The sequence below is a fragment of the Granulicella mallensis genome (assembly GCF_014203225.1).
Lineage (GTDB): Bacteria > Acidobacteriota > Terriglobia > Terriglobales > Acidobacteriaceae > Granulicella > Granulicella mallensis_A.
On the sequence record NZ_JACHIO010000005.1, the window covers coordinates 251,287 to 267,704 of the forward strand.

Sequence of the window (16,418 nt, forward strand, 5' to 3'; positions counted from 1 at the left end):
TGGCTGCGTTACTGAATCACCCCGCCAGGGCTGTCTGGATGGGGTAATCGACGTAGAGATGGTAGATCGTCTCGTGAATCGCCTGGCACTCCCGTTGAATGCTGCGAAGGTAGCCGATGACATCCCCGGAGAGAATCTCGTCGACGCTGGCGAAGCCCAGCTTCGCGCTGAGGCGTCCGGCGATGCGGTTCAGCTCTTCGGCACGGCTCTTGCCGGAGTTGCGCTGGATCGCCTGCAGCGCGTTCTGCACGCTGTCGATGGAGAAGCGCAGCGAGTGCGGGAACTCGTCGTCGAGCAGCAGAAACTCCAGGATGCGCTCGGGAGTGATATCCGCGGTATAGACCTTGCAGTAAGCCTCGAAGGCTGTCGCCGAACGAAGCAGCCCCATCCACTCGAGATATTCGTTGCCTTCGGGGAGCTGGTCGGGATTCGCCCAGAGGTCTTCGTGATACGCCTCGATGAGCATCGCAGTGGCGGACGCACGTTCGAGATAGCGGCCTACCTGGATGAAGTGCCAGCCCTCGCCGTGCGACATCGTCGAGTCGGTTACACCCTGGAACTGGTGGACCGCTTCCATCACCTGTTGCAGGAATGCAGCGGGCGTTTCGCTGTTGTCCTGTAAAGCTTCCGAATGCATCACGCTCTGGAACTCAGGACGCGTGACCTCGAGATACAGAGAGTTCAGGCGATGCCACTGCTCGGTCGAGATCTGTTCGCGCACGTGGCGCGAGTTTTCGCGGGCGCGGATGATGCAGGAGAGCACCGACGACTTGTGTTCCACGTCGAAGGTAAGCGTGCGTGCCAGCTCGTAGGGGTCGCCATTCCAGCGGATACGCTTCGGCTTGCCGAGCGCCTGCACCACGCGTTGCCAGCGATGGTCGGAGCTGGTGGCGCTCTCGTCCAGCATCAGGTTCAGGTTTACGTCGAGCAGGCGGGTGGTATGTTCCGCGCGTTCCAGATAGCGGGACATCCAGTAGAGCGAATCAGCGACGCGAGAGAGTATGGCTTGCCCCTTTCCTGATTCCGGATAGTGCTTTCCTCTGCGGCCATGGAAGCCGGCCGCTTTGGAAAATGTAACGGAGATTTCACTTTACACCGGCGGCGGCCAGGGGTGGTGCACTCATCAGTTCGATAAACAGCTTGTCGAAGCGCGAACTGTCGAGGTCTTCCTGCACATGGACCAGGGGCAGGTCGCGCTGCGGACGGCTCGCCGCCGACCAGGTGAGCGTGTCGCCATAGTTGGGGCCGCGTGCCAGATCGACATCTACGTAGAGCTGGCGCTCCTTCGTAATGATCTTCGGATCGATCCAGGCGGCCGCTGCGAGTTCATCCCACAGGTAGAAGAACTCGCGGCTGTACTGCGCTATGTACTTTGCTGAAGGCGTGCCGGAGCGCGCAATCTCCTTCACCATCTCTTTGGTGAACTGTGTCTTTACAGAGATGTCGACCGTGGTGAGGTCGATGCGAGGCCAGTGCGCGCGCAGAACGATGTGCGCGGCCTCGGGGTCGAACCAGAAGTTGAACTCGTGGCGCGGGTGCGTTGCGTACTCCGAGTCGCTGGTTTGTGGGGCGAGACTGCCGCCCATGATGACGATTCCCTGCGTCAGTGTGGCGAAGTCAGGGTCGATAGAGAGCGCCAGCGCGATGTTGGTCAACGGTCCGGCGGCGTAGATCGTCACTTGATGCGGATGCGCGTGCACCTGCCGAATCAGGAAGTGCGCGGCATCTTCCTCAAGAGGCTTGGCGGTGGGCTCGCCTTCGTCCAATTTTGGAACTACAAAGGGCCCGTGATATGCCTGCATGCTGGTGTGAGCGGTGAGGTCGCCCCACGCGCCGTACCACTCAAAGGTGCCGTAGAGCGCGCGCTCCTGCTGGGCTTCGGCCTCGGTGCGTACCAGCGGGAACACCGCGCCGGGAACGACAGGAACGTCTGTGCGGTGAATAAGCTCGAGCATGCGCAGGGTGTGCGCAACCTCTTCAGGCTCCCACGCATTGCCGCTGACCATGGTGATGCCGAGCACACGCACCTGCGGCGATTGCAGGAGGACCATCATCGACATCTGGTTGGAACCACCCGGGCCGGAGCCGTCCTGGTCGATGAGGACGAGGCGTGGCGATTGCGCGGCGGCTGTGCCGAGGACGGAGAGAAGCAGAGGGAGCAGCGTCTTCGCAAATGTGTGTTTGATCACGGATGGCTCGTTGGAGTAAGGGGTTCGTATTTGCTTTTGCCTTTGTTTTTGCTGTTGTTCTTGCTTTTCTGGTTGTCATTCCGAGCGTAGTGAGTGAACCTGCTGTCTCCCGTTCTTCGCCAGTGCTGCCACAAAGGTTATGCATCGGTACAGCCGTTCGCTTTCAGTTCTGGACATATGTTTTCTGGGCGGTATAAACGAAAAGCGGGAGACAGCAGGTTCGCTCGCTACGCTCGGAATGACAACCAGAAAAACAAAAGCAAAAACAGCACACCTTCCTCTGCTCGCGCTACTAACTCAGCACCCAGGTATCCAGAGAGCTCATTGCCGATCAAACACGGCGTGCGAAAAGCTGATCGTTGGCTGCGCAATATGGTTACGCAGGTTTGCAATCTTCATTCAGGTATCGACAGAAGGTCTTAGCTGGCTTTCCGATGAGACAGAGGAGCTTCTTTTTGAGGCAGGACAGTCACTTTGTTTGATTGCCCGAAGCGCCGCTCAGGAATGTCAGTGGTATTGATCTCGGAATCGGGCATCTCTGCCAGACGCTTAAGGCGCTCGATTGATTCGGGGCTGAGGGGATCACCCAGTTTTCTGCGTACGATTCTTGTCATAATCACTCCTTTCCACAGGTGTAGCTCTTCTAGCTGAAATGATACGCACAAACAGGTCTTCGCCGATATCCTCTTCAAGATGTATGACGAGAACGATTATTAATCCGGAGACGATGCCTATTGTTCGCCATCGCTGTTCGCCTTCTACGACTAAATCTTCTTCAGTCGTTCTATACGGGTCTTCAAAGACTATGGCTGCTTCATCAAAACTGATGTGATGGATGCGAAAGTTACGCTCGGCTTTGTTCTCATCCCATTCGAAGTAAATCATCTACTAACTCAGCACCCACGTATCCTTACTGCCACCGCCCTGTGAACTATTCACCACCAGCGAACCCCGCGTGAGAGCAACGCGCGTAAGCCCACCGGGGACGATGGTGACCTTATCGCCGTAGAGCACGTAGGGCCGCAGATCGACGTGGCGCGGCTCGAGCTCATCGCCAATCAAACACGGCGCGCGCGAAAAGCTGATTGTCGGCTGCGCGATATAGTTGCGTGGATTGGCGTTGATGCGGTCGGCAAAATCCTTGCGCTCCTTGGCCGTCGAGTGCGGGCCGATCAACATGCCGTAGCCGCCCGACTCTCCCACCGCCTTGACCACGAGCTTGTCGAGGTTCGCCAGCACATGCTGGCGGTCTTTCTCGCGTGCACAGAGATAGGTCTCGATATTATTCAGCACCGGCTCTTCGCTCAGGTAGTAGCGGATGATGTCCGGCACATACGCATAGATCGCCTTGTCGTCGGCGACGCCGGTGCCGAAGGCATTCGATAAGGTCACGTTACCCGCGCGATACGCATTGAAGAGCCCGGCGACACCGAGCATGGAGTCGGAACGGAAGGCCAGCGGGTCGATGAAGTCGTCGTCCACGCGCCGATAGATGACATCTACGCGTCTCAGCCCGCTGGTGGTGCGCATGTAGCAGACGTTGTCGTGAACCACGAGGTCGCGGCCTTCGACGAGCTCGATGCCCATCTGCCGTGCGAGGTACGCGTGCTCGAAGTAGGCGGAGTTGAAGACGCCCGGCGAGAGCAGGACGATGTTCGGCTCCGGCCTGCCCTCGGGCGAGAGCGAGCGCAGCGTGCTCAGCAGCACCTGCGTGTAGTGCTCGATCGGCCGCACGTTGTAGCTGCGGAAGAGCTGCGGGAAGATGCGCTTCATCACGCGCCGGTTGGTGAGCATGTAGCTCACCCCCGAGGGTACGCGCAGGTTGTCTTCGAGTACCGCGAAGTCGCCGTTCTCCAGGCGGATCAGGTCGGTCCCGCAGACCGCGATATAAACGTTGCGCGGAACCTGCAGGCCGCACATCTGGCGGCGGAACTGCGGGCAGGAGTAGACGAGTTCGCGCGGAACAATGCCGTCCTTCAGGATGCGGCCTTCGTTATAGATGTCCTTGAGGAAGAGGTTGAGCGCGGTGATGCGCTGGGTCAGGCCACGCTCCACGGTCGCCCACTCGGCGCTGGTGATGATGCGCGGCAGCAGGTCGTAGGGGAAGATGCGTTCGGTGCCTTCGTCGCGTCCATAGACGGTGAAGGTGATGCCCTGGTTGAGAAAGCTGAGGTCGGCGGCCTGCTTGCGGCGCTGGATCTCTTCCGGCGGCAGCGCAGACAGATGCTCCAGCAACGGCTCGTAGTGCTCATGCAGGGTCTCCGAGCCGGAGAACATCTCGTCGTACGCATGGTCAAGCTTGTAGTTCTTCAACGCTGCGAGTTCGAGCGGGCGAAGCGGAGTATTCGGCGCAACCTTGTCCATGTGCCCCTCAGTATAGGGCACGTGGCGAGATGGTTACGAAACTCTTTGATCGGACGATGAGCGTTTCAGCGCAGCTTCCGAACGGACAATAGACCGGGGATCAGGTGACGAGATAAACGTCCCGGGCTACTGATACGATGTCGTGAGCAAAGCGAAAAAATCGAAATGTGGCCACAAAATGCACGTGGGGCCCTCGATCACCAGAACCATCCCGACAACTGCGAAAGGAGTAATACGATGAAGACCTATCTGATCAATCACCTGCGTATCCCGGGCGATATCCCAAACAGCCAGGCATTGGATTACCTGGAAAAAGTTGAGGCGACAGCCATTCCCTTCGGCGCGAAGTGGCTTGCCATGGGGCCTCCCGATACCATGGAGGGTACCTGGCCGGGTGCCGTTGTACTGATGGAATTTCCAGACCGCAAGGCAGCGACCAGCTGGTATAACTCTTCGGAGTATCAGGCAATTCTGCCGCTCCGGACCAAGAACTCCATTGCGGATCTGGTCTTCATCGATCATCTTCCCGAGGGTTTTACCGTCAAGGGCTGGGCGGCGAGTGTTCGTAGCGCGACCGCATTGAAGTAGCCCTCCTGATCGAGAAAGAGGAGCCGTGCACGGCTCCTCTTTCAGCTTGCGGTGGGACCGACTTAAGGGGCATTCCGGTAAAATACGTCTTAACCCAATCTTTTCACTACAACTGTCGCCATGCGGTAAACTGGAAGCGACGCGCTTTTCACCCAATTTCGGAGCCGTGAAGGCCTGCACCTTCTTCCACGTGTGCGTCCAGCTCCCTAAAACCGATATTCAGTCTGATCAGAACAGGAAAGCCCTCTCCAAGTGAGCACCCCAACGACCGCCCAAGCCATCCGTAACATCGCCATTATTGCCCACGTCGATCACGGCAAGACCACGTTGGTCGACGCCATGCTGCGCCAGAGCGGCACCTTCCGCGCCAACGAAGCTGTTGCCGAACGCGTGATGGACTCGAACGACCTTGAAAAAGAGCGTGGCATCACCATTCTCGCCAAGAACACGGCGATCCAGTATCACGACTCCAAGATCAACATCGTCGATACCCCCGGTCACGCCGACTTCGGCGGCGAGGTGGAGCGCGCGCTCAAGATGGTCGATGGCGTCGTCCTGCTGGTGGACGCCAGCGAAGGCCCCCTGCCCCAGACGCGCTATGTACTCTCGAAGGCGCTCGAAGCCAAACTGACCCCGATCCTTGTTATCAACAAGATCGACCGCCCCGACGCTCGTCCCCAGGAAGTGCTGAACGAGGTCTATGACCTCTTCATCGACCTCGACGCCGACGACAGCGTCCTCGAATTCCCGGTCATCTACACCAACGGTAAGGCCGGCACCGCGACCATGGACCTCGCCGTCCCGGGCACCGACCTGCAGCCGCTCTTCGAGCTCATCTTCAAGACCATTCCTCCCGCCACCGGCACGCCGGATGGCGACCTCCAGGTGCTGGTCACCAACCTCGACTACTCCGACTACCTCGGCCGCCTCGCGATCTGCCGCGTCTTCAACGGCACCCTCAAGGCCGGCGAGGAAGTTAACCTCTCCCGCATCGACGGCTCGCTCCAGACCGTGAAGATCACCAAGCTCTTCACCTTCAACGGCCTCAAGCGCACAGACACCGACGTGACCGAAGTCGGCGACATCATCGCCGTCGCCGGTATCCCCGCCATCACCATCGGCGAGAGCTTCTGCGCGCTCGAGAATCCCAAGCCGCTGCCGACCATCAAGATCGATGAGCCCACCATCGCCATCGTCTTCTCGGTCAACAACGGTCCGTTCGCCGGCCGCGAAGGCAAGCTGGTCACGTCGCGCAACATCAAAGAGCGTCTCGAAAAGGAGCTGCTCACCAACGTCTCCATCCGTGTGGAAGACACCGGCACCCCGGATAACTTCAAGGTGCTGGGCCGTGGTGAGCTCCAGCTCTCCGTGCTCATCGAAATGATGCGCCGCGAAGGCTTCGAGCTGATGGTCTCGCGTCCGCAGATCGTCACCAAGCGCATCAACGATCAGCTCATGGAGCCCTCCGAGATTCTGACCATCGATATCCCTGAGAGCTTTGTCGGCACCGTAATCGAGCGCCTTGGGCCGAGAAAAGGCGAGATGGTCAAGATGGCGAACCACGGTTCAGGCCGTGTCCGCATGGAGTTCAAGGTTCCGTCGCGCGGTCTCATCGGCCTGCGCAACGAAATGCTCACCGAGACTCGCGGCACCATCGTCATGAACTCCATCGCCGGCGACTACATCCCCTACACGGGCGAGATTCCGCAGCGTCCTTCGGGCGCTCTGATCTCGGACCGCCAGGGCGTTACGACCCTGTATGCGCTGGACGGCATCCAGGAGCGCGGCGTGCTCTTCCTGGGCGATGGTGTTGAGGTCTACGAGGGCATGCTCATCGGCGAGCACTCCCGCGACAACGATCTCGACGTCAACTGTGTTCGCGAGAAGAAGCTCACCAACATGCGCGCTTCGGGCTCCGATGATGCTGTCCGCCTGGTGCCCTTCAAGGTGCTCACGCTGGAGCAGTCCATCGAGTTCATCGCGGACGACGAGCTGGTCGAGGTTACGCCCAAGTCGCTGCGCATGCGCAAGAAGGTGCTGCAGGCGAACCGCCGTCCCAAGGGCAGCCGCAGCGGCGCTCAACCCGAGTAACTCTCTACTATTTGACAAAGAAAGGCCCTCCTTGCGGAGGGCCTTTCGCTTTTCGTATTGCCTCTACCTCAAGGAGGCTGCAGCGGTTGTCCACCCGGGATGAGCAGCCAGCCACTTTGCATAGAGGTGCATCGCGTCGAGCTTTTGTTTCTGACTGAGATGAGGAGGAGGACCGATTGCCGTGGGGCCGTCATGTCCGATCATCTCCCATGCCAGTGCTTGTACCGCATCTGGATTTCCGCCGCCTTCGCCACGGCATAAGCGCGCCAGTAACAGCGCAGCCGGATGGGATCCGGCATCGGCGGCTCCATACAACCAATGCTGTGCAATCGCCGGATCTTTTGCGATGCCGTTTGTTCCTTCAAGATAGTCGTGGCCGAGAACGAAGCGGACGTCCATCATGCGGCGGTCACGGGCTACTCGATAGAGTTGCAAAGCCTTCTGGTAGTCTCCCGGCCTAGAACTGGATTCCAGCGCAAAGGCCTGTCGTAACTGTACATCCGGGTTATCCTCGGGCAGCGCTTTTAAAGCCGCATTGGAAGGCTCGCGCAGGGGATCGCCCGCTGGATAGTATGCTCCATCCTGTATGCGCGTCTGCACCAGGCCGTCGTAGATAGAGTTTGCCTCGGCAAGCTGCTCGGGAGTCATCTGCTTCTCGAGCTGTTGTACGGTGACTTTGTTCCCATACTGTTTATCGGAAGCCAGCCGGATCCACGCATAGCCTTCAAACGGGTTACCGTTTTGGATTTCGTGATTCAGAATGGCGCGCCCATAAAACTCCTGGGCTAGGTCGATGTTGTATCGAGCCGCCCGTTTGCAAAAGAGCTGCCACATGTCATGGTTTTTGGGTAGATCTTCGCGCCCGACCGTATAGTCGACAGCAATGCTGTACTCTTCCTGTCCTAACAACTCTTGCGTAATGACACGTGCCCATTCCATATTCAGTGCATGTCCTGCTACGTCATCCCCGGCACTGTACTTTCCGTCGAGCACGAGGTTACCCAGCTCCATCTGGGCTCTGCGCACTTCGGGGTGACCGGTTTGAGAGAGTAACGAACGATAGAGCGTCGCTGCCTTATGGATCTGAGGAGGATCGCTTGTGCGATAACTCTGGGCAAGTTCGAAGAGATCTCCAGGGCGTCCGGCTGCTATAAACCAACGGGCGGCTGTCTCAAGATCGGGCGTGAAGTACTCGCCCTTTTGGTACATTTCGGCGACGAGTCCTTTTTGCTCAGGCTTGGTGGCACCAAGTTCAAACCAGTGCTCAGCCTGCGTGAGGTCCTGCTTGACGCCCTCACCCTGCAAATAGGCAAGCCCCAGTTCCCATGCAGCTTCTGTGTTCCCAGAGGCGGCTAGCTTCCGATTGACATCCGCAATCTGGTCAGGAGTGATCGCGCTGGCATCGCCATCTGCCGCTGTTACGGTGAAGTGTCGAACATAAGTGCCGGGATGGCTGAGATCAATGGTGATCTGTGCTTGAACCGAAGATGCAATGGCGACCATCAGCAGCGGTAGTACAAGTCTCATAGCCGCTACGCTATCACGCTGTTTACTGGTGGCAAAAAATCAGGCGGCCATTAGGGAGCGAGGCTGTAAGGCAATGACTTTAGGGCGTTTCTTTTTTAGCGCCTGGCTCAGATCGTATCCGGCTTGCAGGGCCAGCCAGAGGCGCGCTGTGCTGAGATTGGCAATCTCTAGTCGAATGGCGAGATCTGGACTAACCGCAGCCCTGCCATTGACAACGCGCGACAAGGCTACGCGCGACACGCCTAAACGGCGTGCAGCTTCGGCAATGCTGATATTGAGGCCATCCTTACCAAAGCTATCCTTCAATAACTCGCCCGGATGTGGAGGATTATGCATCATGTCCAAATACCTTTCTAACGGTAGTCCTCATAGTCGAGTAGTTCTATATCGGAGCCGACAAATCGAAAGGTGACACGCCAGTTACCGTTCACCCAGATCGCCCAGAAACCTTTGCGATCTCCCTTGAGCAGATGCGCTCGAAATGTTGGGAGCATGAACTCTGATGAGTCTTTCGCCTTCTCCAGAATGGCGAGAATAAGGCGTAGTTTTTGCGCATGAGCCGCCTGCACGCCCCGCGTGGATCCAGTTTCATAGAAAAGCCTGAGACCCTTGTGGCGAAAGCTGACGATCACGATCCAGAGTGTATCGCGTAGCGATGCACTAAGCAAGAAAAGCTCGGATCTAAAACACACGAGGCCGCCCGAAGGCGGCCTCGTGTCCATCCAGGCAAAAACTACTTCTTCGCGTGCTCGAAGCGCTTATTGACCTCTGCCCAGTTGATGACGTTCCACCAGGCTGCGAGGTAATCAGGACGCTTGTTCTGATACTTCAGGTAGTAAGCGTGCTCCCAGACGTCGTTGCCGAGGATCGGATACAGACCCTGCGACAGCGGGTTGTCCTGGTTCGCGGTGGTCACGATCTCCAGCTTGCCGCCCTTGAATACCAGCCAGCCCCAGCCGGAGCCGAACTGCTTGGCGGTCGTCTCGTTGAACTTCTTCTTGAAGTCCTCGAACGAACCGAAGTCTGCGGTGATCTGGGCCGCGATAGCGCCCGTCGGCTCGCCGCCGCCGTTCGGTCCCATGATCTGCCAGAACATGGTGTGATTGACGTGTCCGCCGCCATTGTTGCGGACGACAGCGCGCACGTCTTCGGGAATGCTGTCCAGATCCTTGATGAGCTCTTCAGGTGTCTTTTTGCCCAGGTCAGGGTGCTTTTCGACCGCGCCATTCAGGTTGGTGACGTACGTCTGATGGTGCTTGTCGTGGTGCAGCTTCATCGTCGCTTCGTCGATGGTCGGCTCGAGAGCGGCATAGTCGTAGGGAAGGGGAGGAAGTTCGAAGGCCACGGTGAGTTGCTCCTTATGGTTCGGTTTGCGGAGGCGCAGAGCCTCGCTCTGGTGGTTGGATGCACGCGCCGCAATACGCGGCGCAACATCGTTGAGCTTACACCCGCGACGGCGGTGGACGTGCAATTCCGGTCGCAGGCACCAGCTTCTTCGCTTGTGCCACCCCCAAAATTGTCATCTCGACCGGAGCATCATGGTTTTATCGCGATGCGTCCATTCGACTCCGCTCAGGACGGAGAGACCTGCAGTTTGCTGGTAGCCGCAATTATTTCCGCCCGCGCGAATAAACTGCAGGTCCCTCCACTGCGGCGCAAAGCGCGCCTCCGGTCGAGATGACAGTTTCGTGAATGGATCAAGAAGACGGCCCACGAATCCTCATCCGACTGAAAACCCGTAACTTTATTCCCACTTTTGTGCTCTCATATTCACCATGAGCGTCTTCGACGGAACGTATCACTGGCTGGATGACGATGGTCCAGCTTTCGGCAGGCCCGGACTTGAACCGCGCTGGACTTCCAGCCAGAAAGACGCGGTTTCAACGGCCTATGCGGCTTCCAGCAGGATCTGGTTCACGGCCTCGCACGGCACGCTGAACGAGATCTACTACCCCACGATCGACCGTCCGCAGACGCGCGACATGGAACTGCTCTTCACCGATGAAGAGACCTTCTTCCATGAAGAGAAGCGCGACTTCGAGTACGACTTCCATTACGTGGATGACGACGCGCTGGCTGTCCGCGTCGTGGCGAGCGACATCGGCGGGCGGTACAAGGTCACCAAGGAGTTCATTACCGACCCGCACCATCCCGTCGTGCTGATGAACGTAAAGATCGAGGGCGACGAAGCGATTCTGTCGCGGCTCAAGTGCTATGCCTTGCTGGCTCCGCACCTGGATGGCGGCGGGGCAGGGAACTCGGCGCGATCGCTGGACATCGCCGGCAAGCGCTGCATCCTGGCGTGGAAGAACAATGTCTCGCTGGCCTTTGGGGCCAGTTGCGGATTCACCCGCACCAGTTCCGGCTTCGTCGGCGCCAGCGATGGTTATCAGGATCTCTCCACCCACATGCACATGGCCTGGCAGTTCGGCCAGGCGCTCGATGGCAACATCGCGATGATGGGCGAGATCGAGGTAGCGACGCACCGCGAGTTCACGATCGCCATCGCGCTCGGAGATGGTCATCACTCCGCGCTCGCCGGTATGATGCAGACGCTCGCCACCCCGTACGACGCGCATCTCAAGCGCTTCATTCAGCAGTGGCAGCGCGTGGAATCACCGGAGCGTCTGGCGAAGGCTTCTACTGATGGCGGCAAGCTGCTGCGCGTCTCGCACAACGTCATTCTCACGCATGAGGACAAGACCTACTCCGGCGCGTTCATTGCGTCGGCTTCGATCCCGTGGGGAGCGTCCAAGTCCGACGCCGACCTGGGTGGCTATCACCTGGTCTGGACGCGCGACATGGTCCAGTCAGCGACGGCGATGCTGGCCTGCGGACGCGTCGACACGGCGCTTCGCGCGCTGGTGTATCTCGCCTGCACCCAGCATGCCGACGGCGGCTTCGCACAGAACTTCTGGATCGATGGGTCTCCTTACTGGCAGGGCATTCAGCTCGATGAGGTGGCTTTCCCGATCATCCTCGCGTGGCGGCTCTGGAAGGCCGACGGCCTCGGCAACTTCGATATCTTCCCTTTCGTTATAAATGCCTCAGCATTTCTCGTGCGCTATGCGCCGGTCACGCAGCAGGAGCGCTGGGAAGAGAATGCGGGCTACTCTCCTTCAACGCTGGCAGCGGTGATTTCGGCGCTGGTTTGCGCGGCCGACATCGCCATCGCGCACGGCTCGCGCGAACTCGGCACCTTCCTCGAAGACTATGCCGACTGGATCGAGGCGCATCTCGACGAGTGGACGACGACGAACCGCGGCATGCTGCTGCCCGACGTCCCGTATCACTACATGCGTATCCGTCCGCCGGCAGAGGGCGAGCCGTTCCACAACCCGCAGATTCCTCCGGGCACCGTCCACCTCAATAACCGCGAGCCGGGCGAGAGGTTCGACTTCGAGGCACGCGAGGTCATCGACGCGGGCTTCCTCGAACTGGTTCGCTACGGAGTTCGCCGGGCGGACGATCCGCTCATCATCGACTCGCTGAAGGTGGTCGACTCGGTGCTGAAGATCGACACTCCTTACGGCGTGTGCTGGCGCCGCTACAACCACGACGGCTACGGCCAGCGGAAAGACGGCGGCCCGTACCTCGGCTCGGGGCAGGGCCGTGCCTGGCCGATCCTGACCGGCGAGCGCGCGCACTACGAGCTCGCCGCGGGGAAGGATGTCACCTCGTTCGTGACGGCGCTGGAGAAGTTCAGCTCCATCGGCGGCATGTTGCCCGAGCAGGTGTGGGACTATGCCGATCTGCCCTCGGAGGGCATGTACCTGGGCCGCTCGGCGGGCTCGGCGCAGCCGCTGGTCTGGGCGCATGCCGAGTACGTCAAGCTGCTGCGCTCGGTCGCCGACGGCAAGGTCTTCGACCGCATCTCGGTCGTCGAGGAGCGTTACGCGGTTCCCAAGGAAAAGCGCACGTTCCAGAGCCGCATGGAGATCTTCCAGACCGGCAGGCCAATCTCCGCGATGTGCCAGGGCGGCACGCTGCGCATTCTCGATGCGCAACGCTTCCGTGTCGTCTACACCACGGACAACTGGGAGACGAAGAATTCGATCGAGTCCCGTGTGGTTGGCCGTCCGGGATCATTCATCGACATCCAGACCGCGCACGACCAGACAGGGAGCATTATCTTCACGCTGTACTGGCCGGAGAGCGATCACTGGCTGGGCCGCAACTGCGAGGTCTATATCAACGAGGAGCTTCTGCCGCAGGGACCGGCGGCGATGAAGCCGAAGTCGTAGAACTGTCTTTGTTGTTGCTGTTGTTTGTTTTTGGCTGTTGTCGTTGTTTGTTTTTCGTCGTCATCCTGAAGCGTAGCTGAAGGACCCCCGCATTCGTAGCGCCACAGAGGCAAAGCGCACTACTGTATCTCGCTTTGCGTCTGTGGTGGCACAAAATGCGGGGGTCCTTCGCCTTTGGCTCAGGATGACGACGAAAAACGGGTAGCACCCATCGTTAACTCGGCTGCGGCCCCGGCACACTCACCATCCAGCCCACACCGAACCGGTCCGTCAACATCCCAAAGAGCGGCGACCAGAACGTCGGCATCAACGGCATCTGCACGGAACCATCCTTGCTGAGTTCGGTAAAGAGGCGCTTCACCTCAGCCTCATCCGTCGAGTCCACGCAGACCTGGAAGCCGCCCAGCGGAGTCCCCGGACGTCCCGGAGGTCCGTCGCAGCCCATCAGCGTCATGTTGCCCACGGGCATCGCCGTGTGCATGATCAGGTCTTTCGCATCCTCGGGGACGGGTGTGCCCGGAGGTGCGTCGCCAAACTTCATCGTCAGCAATCTCTTCGTGCCGAACGTCTTCTCGTAAAACGCAAACGCCTCGTTACAAGTGCCCGGAAATACAAGGTGCAGATTCGTATTCATGGTCCTCTCCTTAGGGTTTTTACGTTGTGATATTCATACGCTCAAAGGACATGCTTTGTCCTTCGCGATCACCGGGCCTGGCTACGGCGTTACTTTCTCTTGTGCTCATGGTGTTTCTCCTTGGATTGCAGAGTGGGGTTTTGCAGAGTCCTCAGATAGTCGTCGAGACGGTCGAAGCTTTGTTCCCAGAACTTCCGGTACTCATCGATCCAGACGGAGGCATCCTGCAGCGGTCCAGCCTGCAGCTTGCAGGGCCGCCACTGGGCCTCGCGTCCACGGGCGATGAGCCCAGCCCGCTCCAGCACCTTCAGGTGCTTGGAGATGGCCGGCATGCTCATCTCGAATGGAGCGGCCAGCTCCGTGACCGAGGTTTCACCCAGGGCCAGCCGCCCAAGGATGGCTCGCCGGGTCGGATCGGCAAGGGCGGCGAAGGTGGAGTCCAGATTGGAAGTGTTCATGTTTATTTCACCAATCGGTTATTTAACCGATTGGTGAAATGTAAGCACTGAAAAAGGCGATGTCAAGGGCGGGATTGTTTTTTTTGTTGTTCTTGCTTTTCTGGCTTGTCATTCGCTCCCTGCGCTCGGAATGACAAATCAGAAAAGCAACCACAACCGCAAAAACCACAACAAATCCACAAAGCCTGCGGCTTCAACAGAGCCCGAATTGTTACGGTACGGTTGATACCCACGCCCTTCCGTTACACTGGACTGGCCTGTGAGAATAGGGCGCGCATGGGGCGCGCGAACACACGAGCTTACACATTTGAGGACAGAATGACCGACCAGCAGAAGCAAGACGCACTCGACCAGCTTTCCATCAACACGCTGCGCTTCCTCGCAGTCGATCAGGTTGAAAAGGCCAAGAGCGGCCACCCCGGAGCGCCATTGGGCTGCGCTCCCATCGCCTACCTGCTGTACCACAAGATCATGAAGTACAACCCGGCCGAGCCGCTCTGGTCCGACCGCGATCGCTTCATCCTCTCCAACGGCCACGCGTCGGCGCTGCTCTATGGCGTACTGCATCTGACCGGCTACAAGCTGCCTCTTGAGCAGCTTCAGCAGTTCCGCCAGTGGGGTTCGCACACTCCTGGCCACCCGGAGGTCGGTGAGGCTCCCGGCGTTGAAGTGACCACCGGTCCGCTCGGCCAGGGTTTTGCGATGGCCGTAGGTGAAGCCATTGCGGAGAAGCATCTCGCCGCAATCTACAACCACGACAATCACACCCCGGTCGATCACCACACCTACGTTCTCTGCGGCGACGGCGATCTGATGGAAGGCATCAGCCACGAGTCGGCTTCGCTTGCGGGCACATTGAACCTGGGCAAGCTGATCGTGCTGTATGACGACAACCTGATCTCGCTGGACGGCCCCACCGACCTCAGCTACACCGAGGACGTTACCGAGCGCTTCCACGCTTACCACTGGCATGTGCAGATGGTCGAGGACGGCAACGACCTCGTCGCCATCGAAAGAGCGATCCGTGCGGCTCAGGCCGAGACCACCAAGCCCTCGCTGATCCGCGTGCGTACGGTGATCGGCTATGGCTCGCCCAAGGCCGGCACGAACAAGGTTCACGGCGAAGCGCTGGGCGCGGAGGCCACCAGGGCCACGAAGAAGAACCTTGGCTTCCCCGAGGACAAGAGCTTCTACATCCCCGAAGAGGCCGGTCAGAACTGGCTGCAGGCGAAGGATAAGGGCGCAAAGGCCCAGGCCGAGTGGCAGGAGAAGTTCGACGCCTACAAGAAGGCCTACCCCGAACTGGGCACCCAGTATGAGCGCGCCTTTGCGGCGAAGCTGGCTGAGGGTTGGGAGAAGGCGATTCCCACCTTCCCCGTGGACAAGCCCGTGGCTACGCGCAACGCCGGCCAGGTGGTGTTGAATGCTGTCGCAAAGATTGTTCCCGAACTGTTCGGCGGCGCGGCTGACCTTACGGCTTCCACCAAGACCATCTTCAAGGACTCACCGAGCTTCCACGTCGATCCCAAGGGTCGTAACGTGTTCTTCGGTGTGCGCGAGTTCGGTATGATGGCCGCGGTGAACGGCATCGCGGCACACGGCGGGCTCATTCCCTTCGGCTCGACGTTCTTCACGTTCTCCGACTACTGCCGTTCGGCGCTGCGCATGGGTGCGCTGATGAATGCGCACTCGCTCTACATCTTCACGCACGACTCTGTCGGCCTCGGCGAGGATGGTCCCACGCACCAGCCCGTTGAGCACCTGATGAGCCTGCGCGCGATCCCGCATCTCACCGACTTCCGCCCTGCGGATGCGAACGAGACCGCTGCCTGCTGGCAGTTGGCGCTCGAGCGCAAGTCGGCCAGCTTCATGGCGCTCTCTCGCCAGGATCTGCCGGTTCTCGACGATGCGAAGTACAAGGTGTTCGAGGGCGCTCGCAAGGGTGCCTACATCCTCGACGGCAGCGGTAAGGACATCGTCCTCGTCGCCACTGGCTCCGAGGTTGAAGTGATTATGAAGGCTGCCGCAGAGTTGAAGGCTGCCGGCATCAACGCGACGGTCGTCTCCATGCCGAGCTTCAAGATCTTCGAGGAGCAGAGCGAAGAGTACAAGCTCTCGGTCTTCCCGCACGGTGTGCCGAAGATCTCGGTTGAAGCCGGTGCGACGATGGGCTGGTGGAAGTACATCGGTCGCGATGGCGTCGCCATCGGTATCGATCGCTTCGGCGCATCGGCTCCGGGGCCGATCGCTCTGGAGAAGCTGGGTGTCTCGGTTGGACACGTCGTCGAGGCTGCCAAGAAGCTGGTCAAGAAGTAAGAGGGCT

Annotated in this window: 14 protein-coding genes; 4 read left to right on the plus strand and 10 right to left on the minus strand. The window is 59.3% G+C overall.

All coding sequences use genetic code 11. From position 1 onward, the window contains the following. Positions 1–16 precede the first annotated feature (16 nt). The 4 genes from HDF15_RS07365 to HDF15_RS07380 form a co-directional block, all read right to left on the minus strand. Positions 17–1,003, minus strand: a complete 987-nt coding sequence (locus tag HDF15_RS07365; protein WP_184254401.1) for an alpha-E domain-containing protein — start codon at positions 1,001–1,003, stop codon at positions 17–19. A gap of 82 nt (positions 1,004–1,085) precedes the next feature. Then, on the minus strand, positions 1,086–2,189 hold the full coding sequence (locus tag HDF15_RS07370; protein ID WP_184254173.1) for a nucleoside hydrolase: 1,104 nt from the start codon (positions 2,187–2,189) through the stop codon (positions 1,086–1,088). 582 nt (positions 2,190–2,771) lie between these two features. Continuing rightward, complete coding sequence (locus HDF15_RS07375) at positions 2,772–3,074, minus strand: BrnT family toxin (RefSeq protein WP_184254175.1); 303 nt, start codon at positions 3,072–3,074, stop codon at positions 2,772–2,774. A 3-nt stretch (positions 3,075–3,077) separates the two neighbouring features. Next, the gene (locus HDF15_RS07380) at positions 3,078–4,466 is read right to left on the minus strand and encodes a circularly permuted type 2 ATP-grasp protein (RefSeq protein WP_409254868.1); all 1,389 of its coding nucleotides are present in this window, start codon (positions 4,464–4,466) and stop codon (positions 3,078–3,080) included. A gap of 324 nt (positions 4,467–4,790) precedes the next feature. On the opposite strand from HDF15_RS07380, the gene HDF15_RS07385 reads away from it, so the two are divergent. Both HDF15_RS07385 and typA read left to right on the plus strand, forming a co-directional pair. Continuing rightward, positions 4,791–5,141 carry a DUF1330 domain-containing protein gene (locus HDF15_RS07385; RefSeq protein ID WP_184254179.1) on the plus strand — a complete coding sequence of 117 codons (351 nt, stop codon included), beginning with the start codon at positions 4,791–4,793 and terminating at the stop codon, positions 5,139–5,141. A gap of 252 nt (positions 5,142–5,393) precedes the next feature. Beyond that, positions 5,394–7,232, plus strand: coding sequence for a translational GTPase TypA (gene typA / locus HDF15_RS07390; protein WP_184254181.1), 1,839 nt, complete (start codon positions 5,394–5,396; stop codon positions 7,230–7,232). Positions 7,233–7,295: 63 nt separating this feature from the next. On the opposite strand, the gene HDF15_RS07395 is transcribed toward typA, so the two are convergent. The 4 genes from HDF15_RS07395 to HDF15_RS07410 all read right to left on the minus strand — a co-directional run bounded on the left by HDF15_RS07395 (position 7,296) and on the right by HDF15_RS07410 (position 10,104). Continuing rightward, complete coding sequence (locus HDF15_RS07395) at positions 7,296–8,759, minus strand: SEL1-like repeat protein (RefSeq protein WP_184254183.1); 1,464 nt, start codon at positions 8,757–8,759, stop codon at positions 7,296–7,298. Between the two features lie 39 nt (positions 8,760–8,798). Further along, on the minus strand, positions 8,799–9,098 hold the full coding sequence (locus tag HDF15_RS07400; protein ID WP_184254185.1) for a HigA family addiction module antitoxin: 300 nt from the start codon (positions 9,096–9,098) through the stop codon (positions 8,799–8,801). A gap of 14 nt (positions 9,099–9,112) precedes the next feature. After that, positions 9,113–9,427: a type II toxin-antitoxin system RelE/ParE family toxin gene (locus HDF15_RS07405; RefSeq protein WP_260330907.1), complete on the minus strand. Its 315-nt coding sequence runs from the start codon at positions 9,425–9,427 to the stop codon at positions 9,113–9,115. A 65-nt stretch (positions 9,428–9,492) separates the two neighbouring features. Beyond that, positions 9,493–10,104: a superoxide dismutase gene (locus tag HDF15_RS07410; RefSeq protein ID WP_184254187.1), complete on the minus strand. Its 612-nt coding sequence runs from the start codon at positions 10,102–10,104 to the stop codon at positions 9,493–9,495. A 430-nt stretch (positions 10,105–10,534) separates the two neighbouring features. Here HDF15_RS07410 and HDF15_RS07415 point away from each other — a divergent pair, with 430 nt between their 5' ends. Continuing rightward, positions 10,535–13,003 carry a glycoside hydrolase family 15 protein gene (locus HDF15_RS07415; protein WP_184254189.1) on the plus strand — a complete coding sequence of 823 codons (2,469 nt, stop codon included), beginning with the start codon at positions 10,535–10,537 and terminating at the stop codon, positions 13,001–13,003. A gap of 214 nt (positions 13,004–13,217) precedes the next feature. Here HDF15_RS07415 and HDF15_RS07420 read toward each other — a convergent pair whose 3' ends face one another. Then, on the minus strand, positions 13,218–13,637 hold the full coding sequence (locus HDF15_RS07420) for a VOC family protein (RefSeq protein WP_184254192.1): 420 nt from the start codon (positions 13,635–13,637) through the stop codon (positions 13,218–13,220). 89 nt (positions 13,638–13,726) lie between these two features. Continuing rightward, complete coding sequence (locus HDF15_RS07425) at positions 13,727–14,095, minus strand: helix-turn-helix transcriptional regulator (RefSeq protein WP_184254194.1); 369 nt, start codon at positions 14,093–14,095, stop codon at positions 13,727–13,729. A 318-nt stretch (positions 14,096–14,413) separates the two neighbouring features. On the opposite strand from HDF15_RS07425, the gene tkt reads away from it, so the two are divergent. Further along, entirely contained in the window at positions 14,414–16,411 is a 1,998-nt protein-coding gene (tkt, locus tag HDF15_RS07430) for a transketolase (RefSeq protein ID WP_184254196.1), read from the plus strand. The last annotated feature ends 7 nt before the right edge of the window (positions 16,412–16,418 follow it).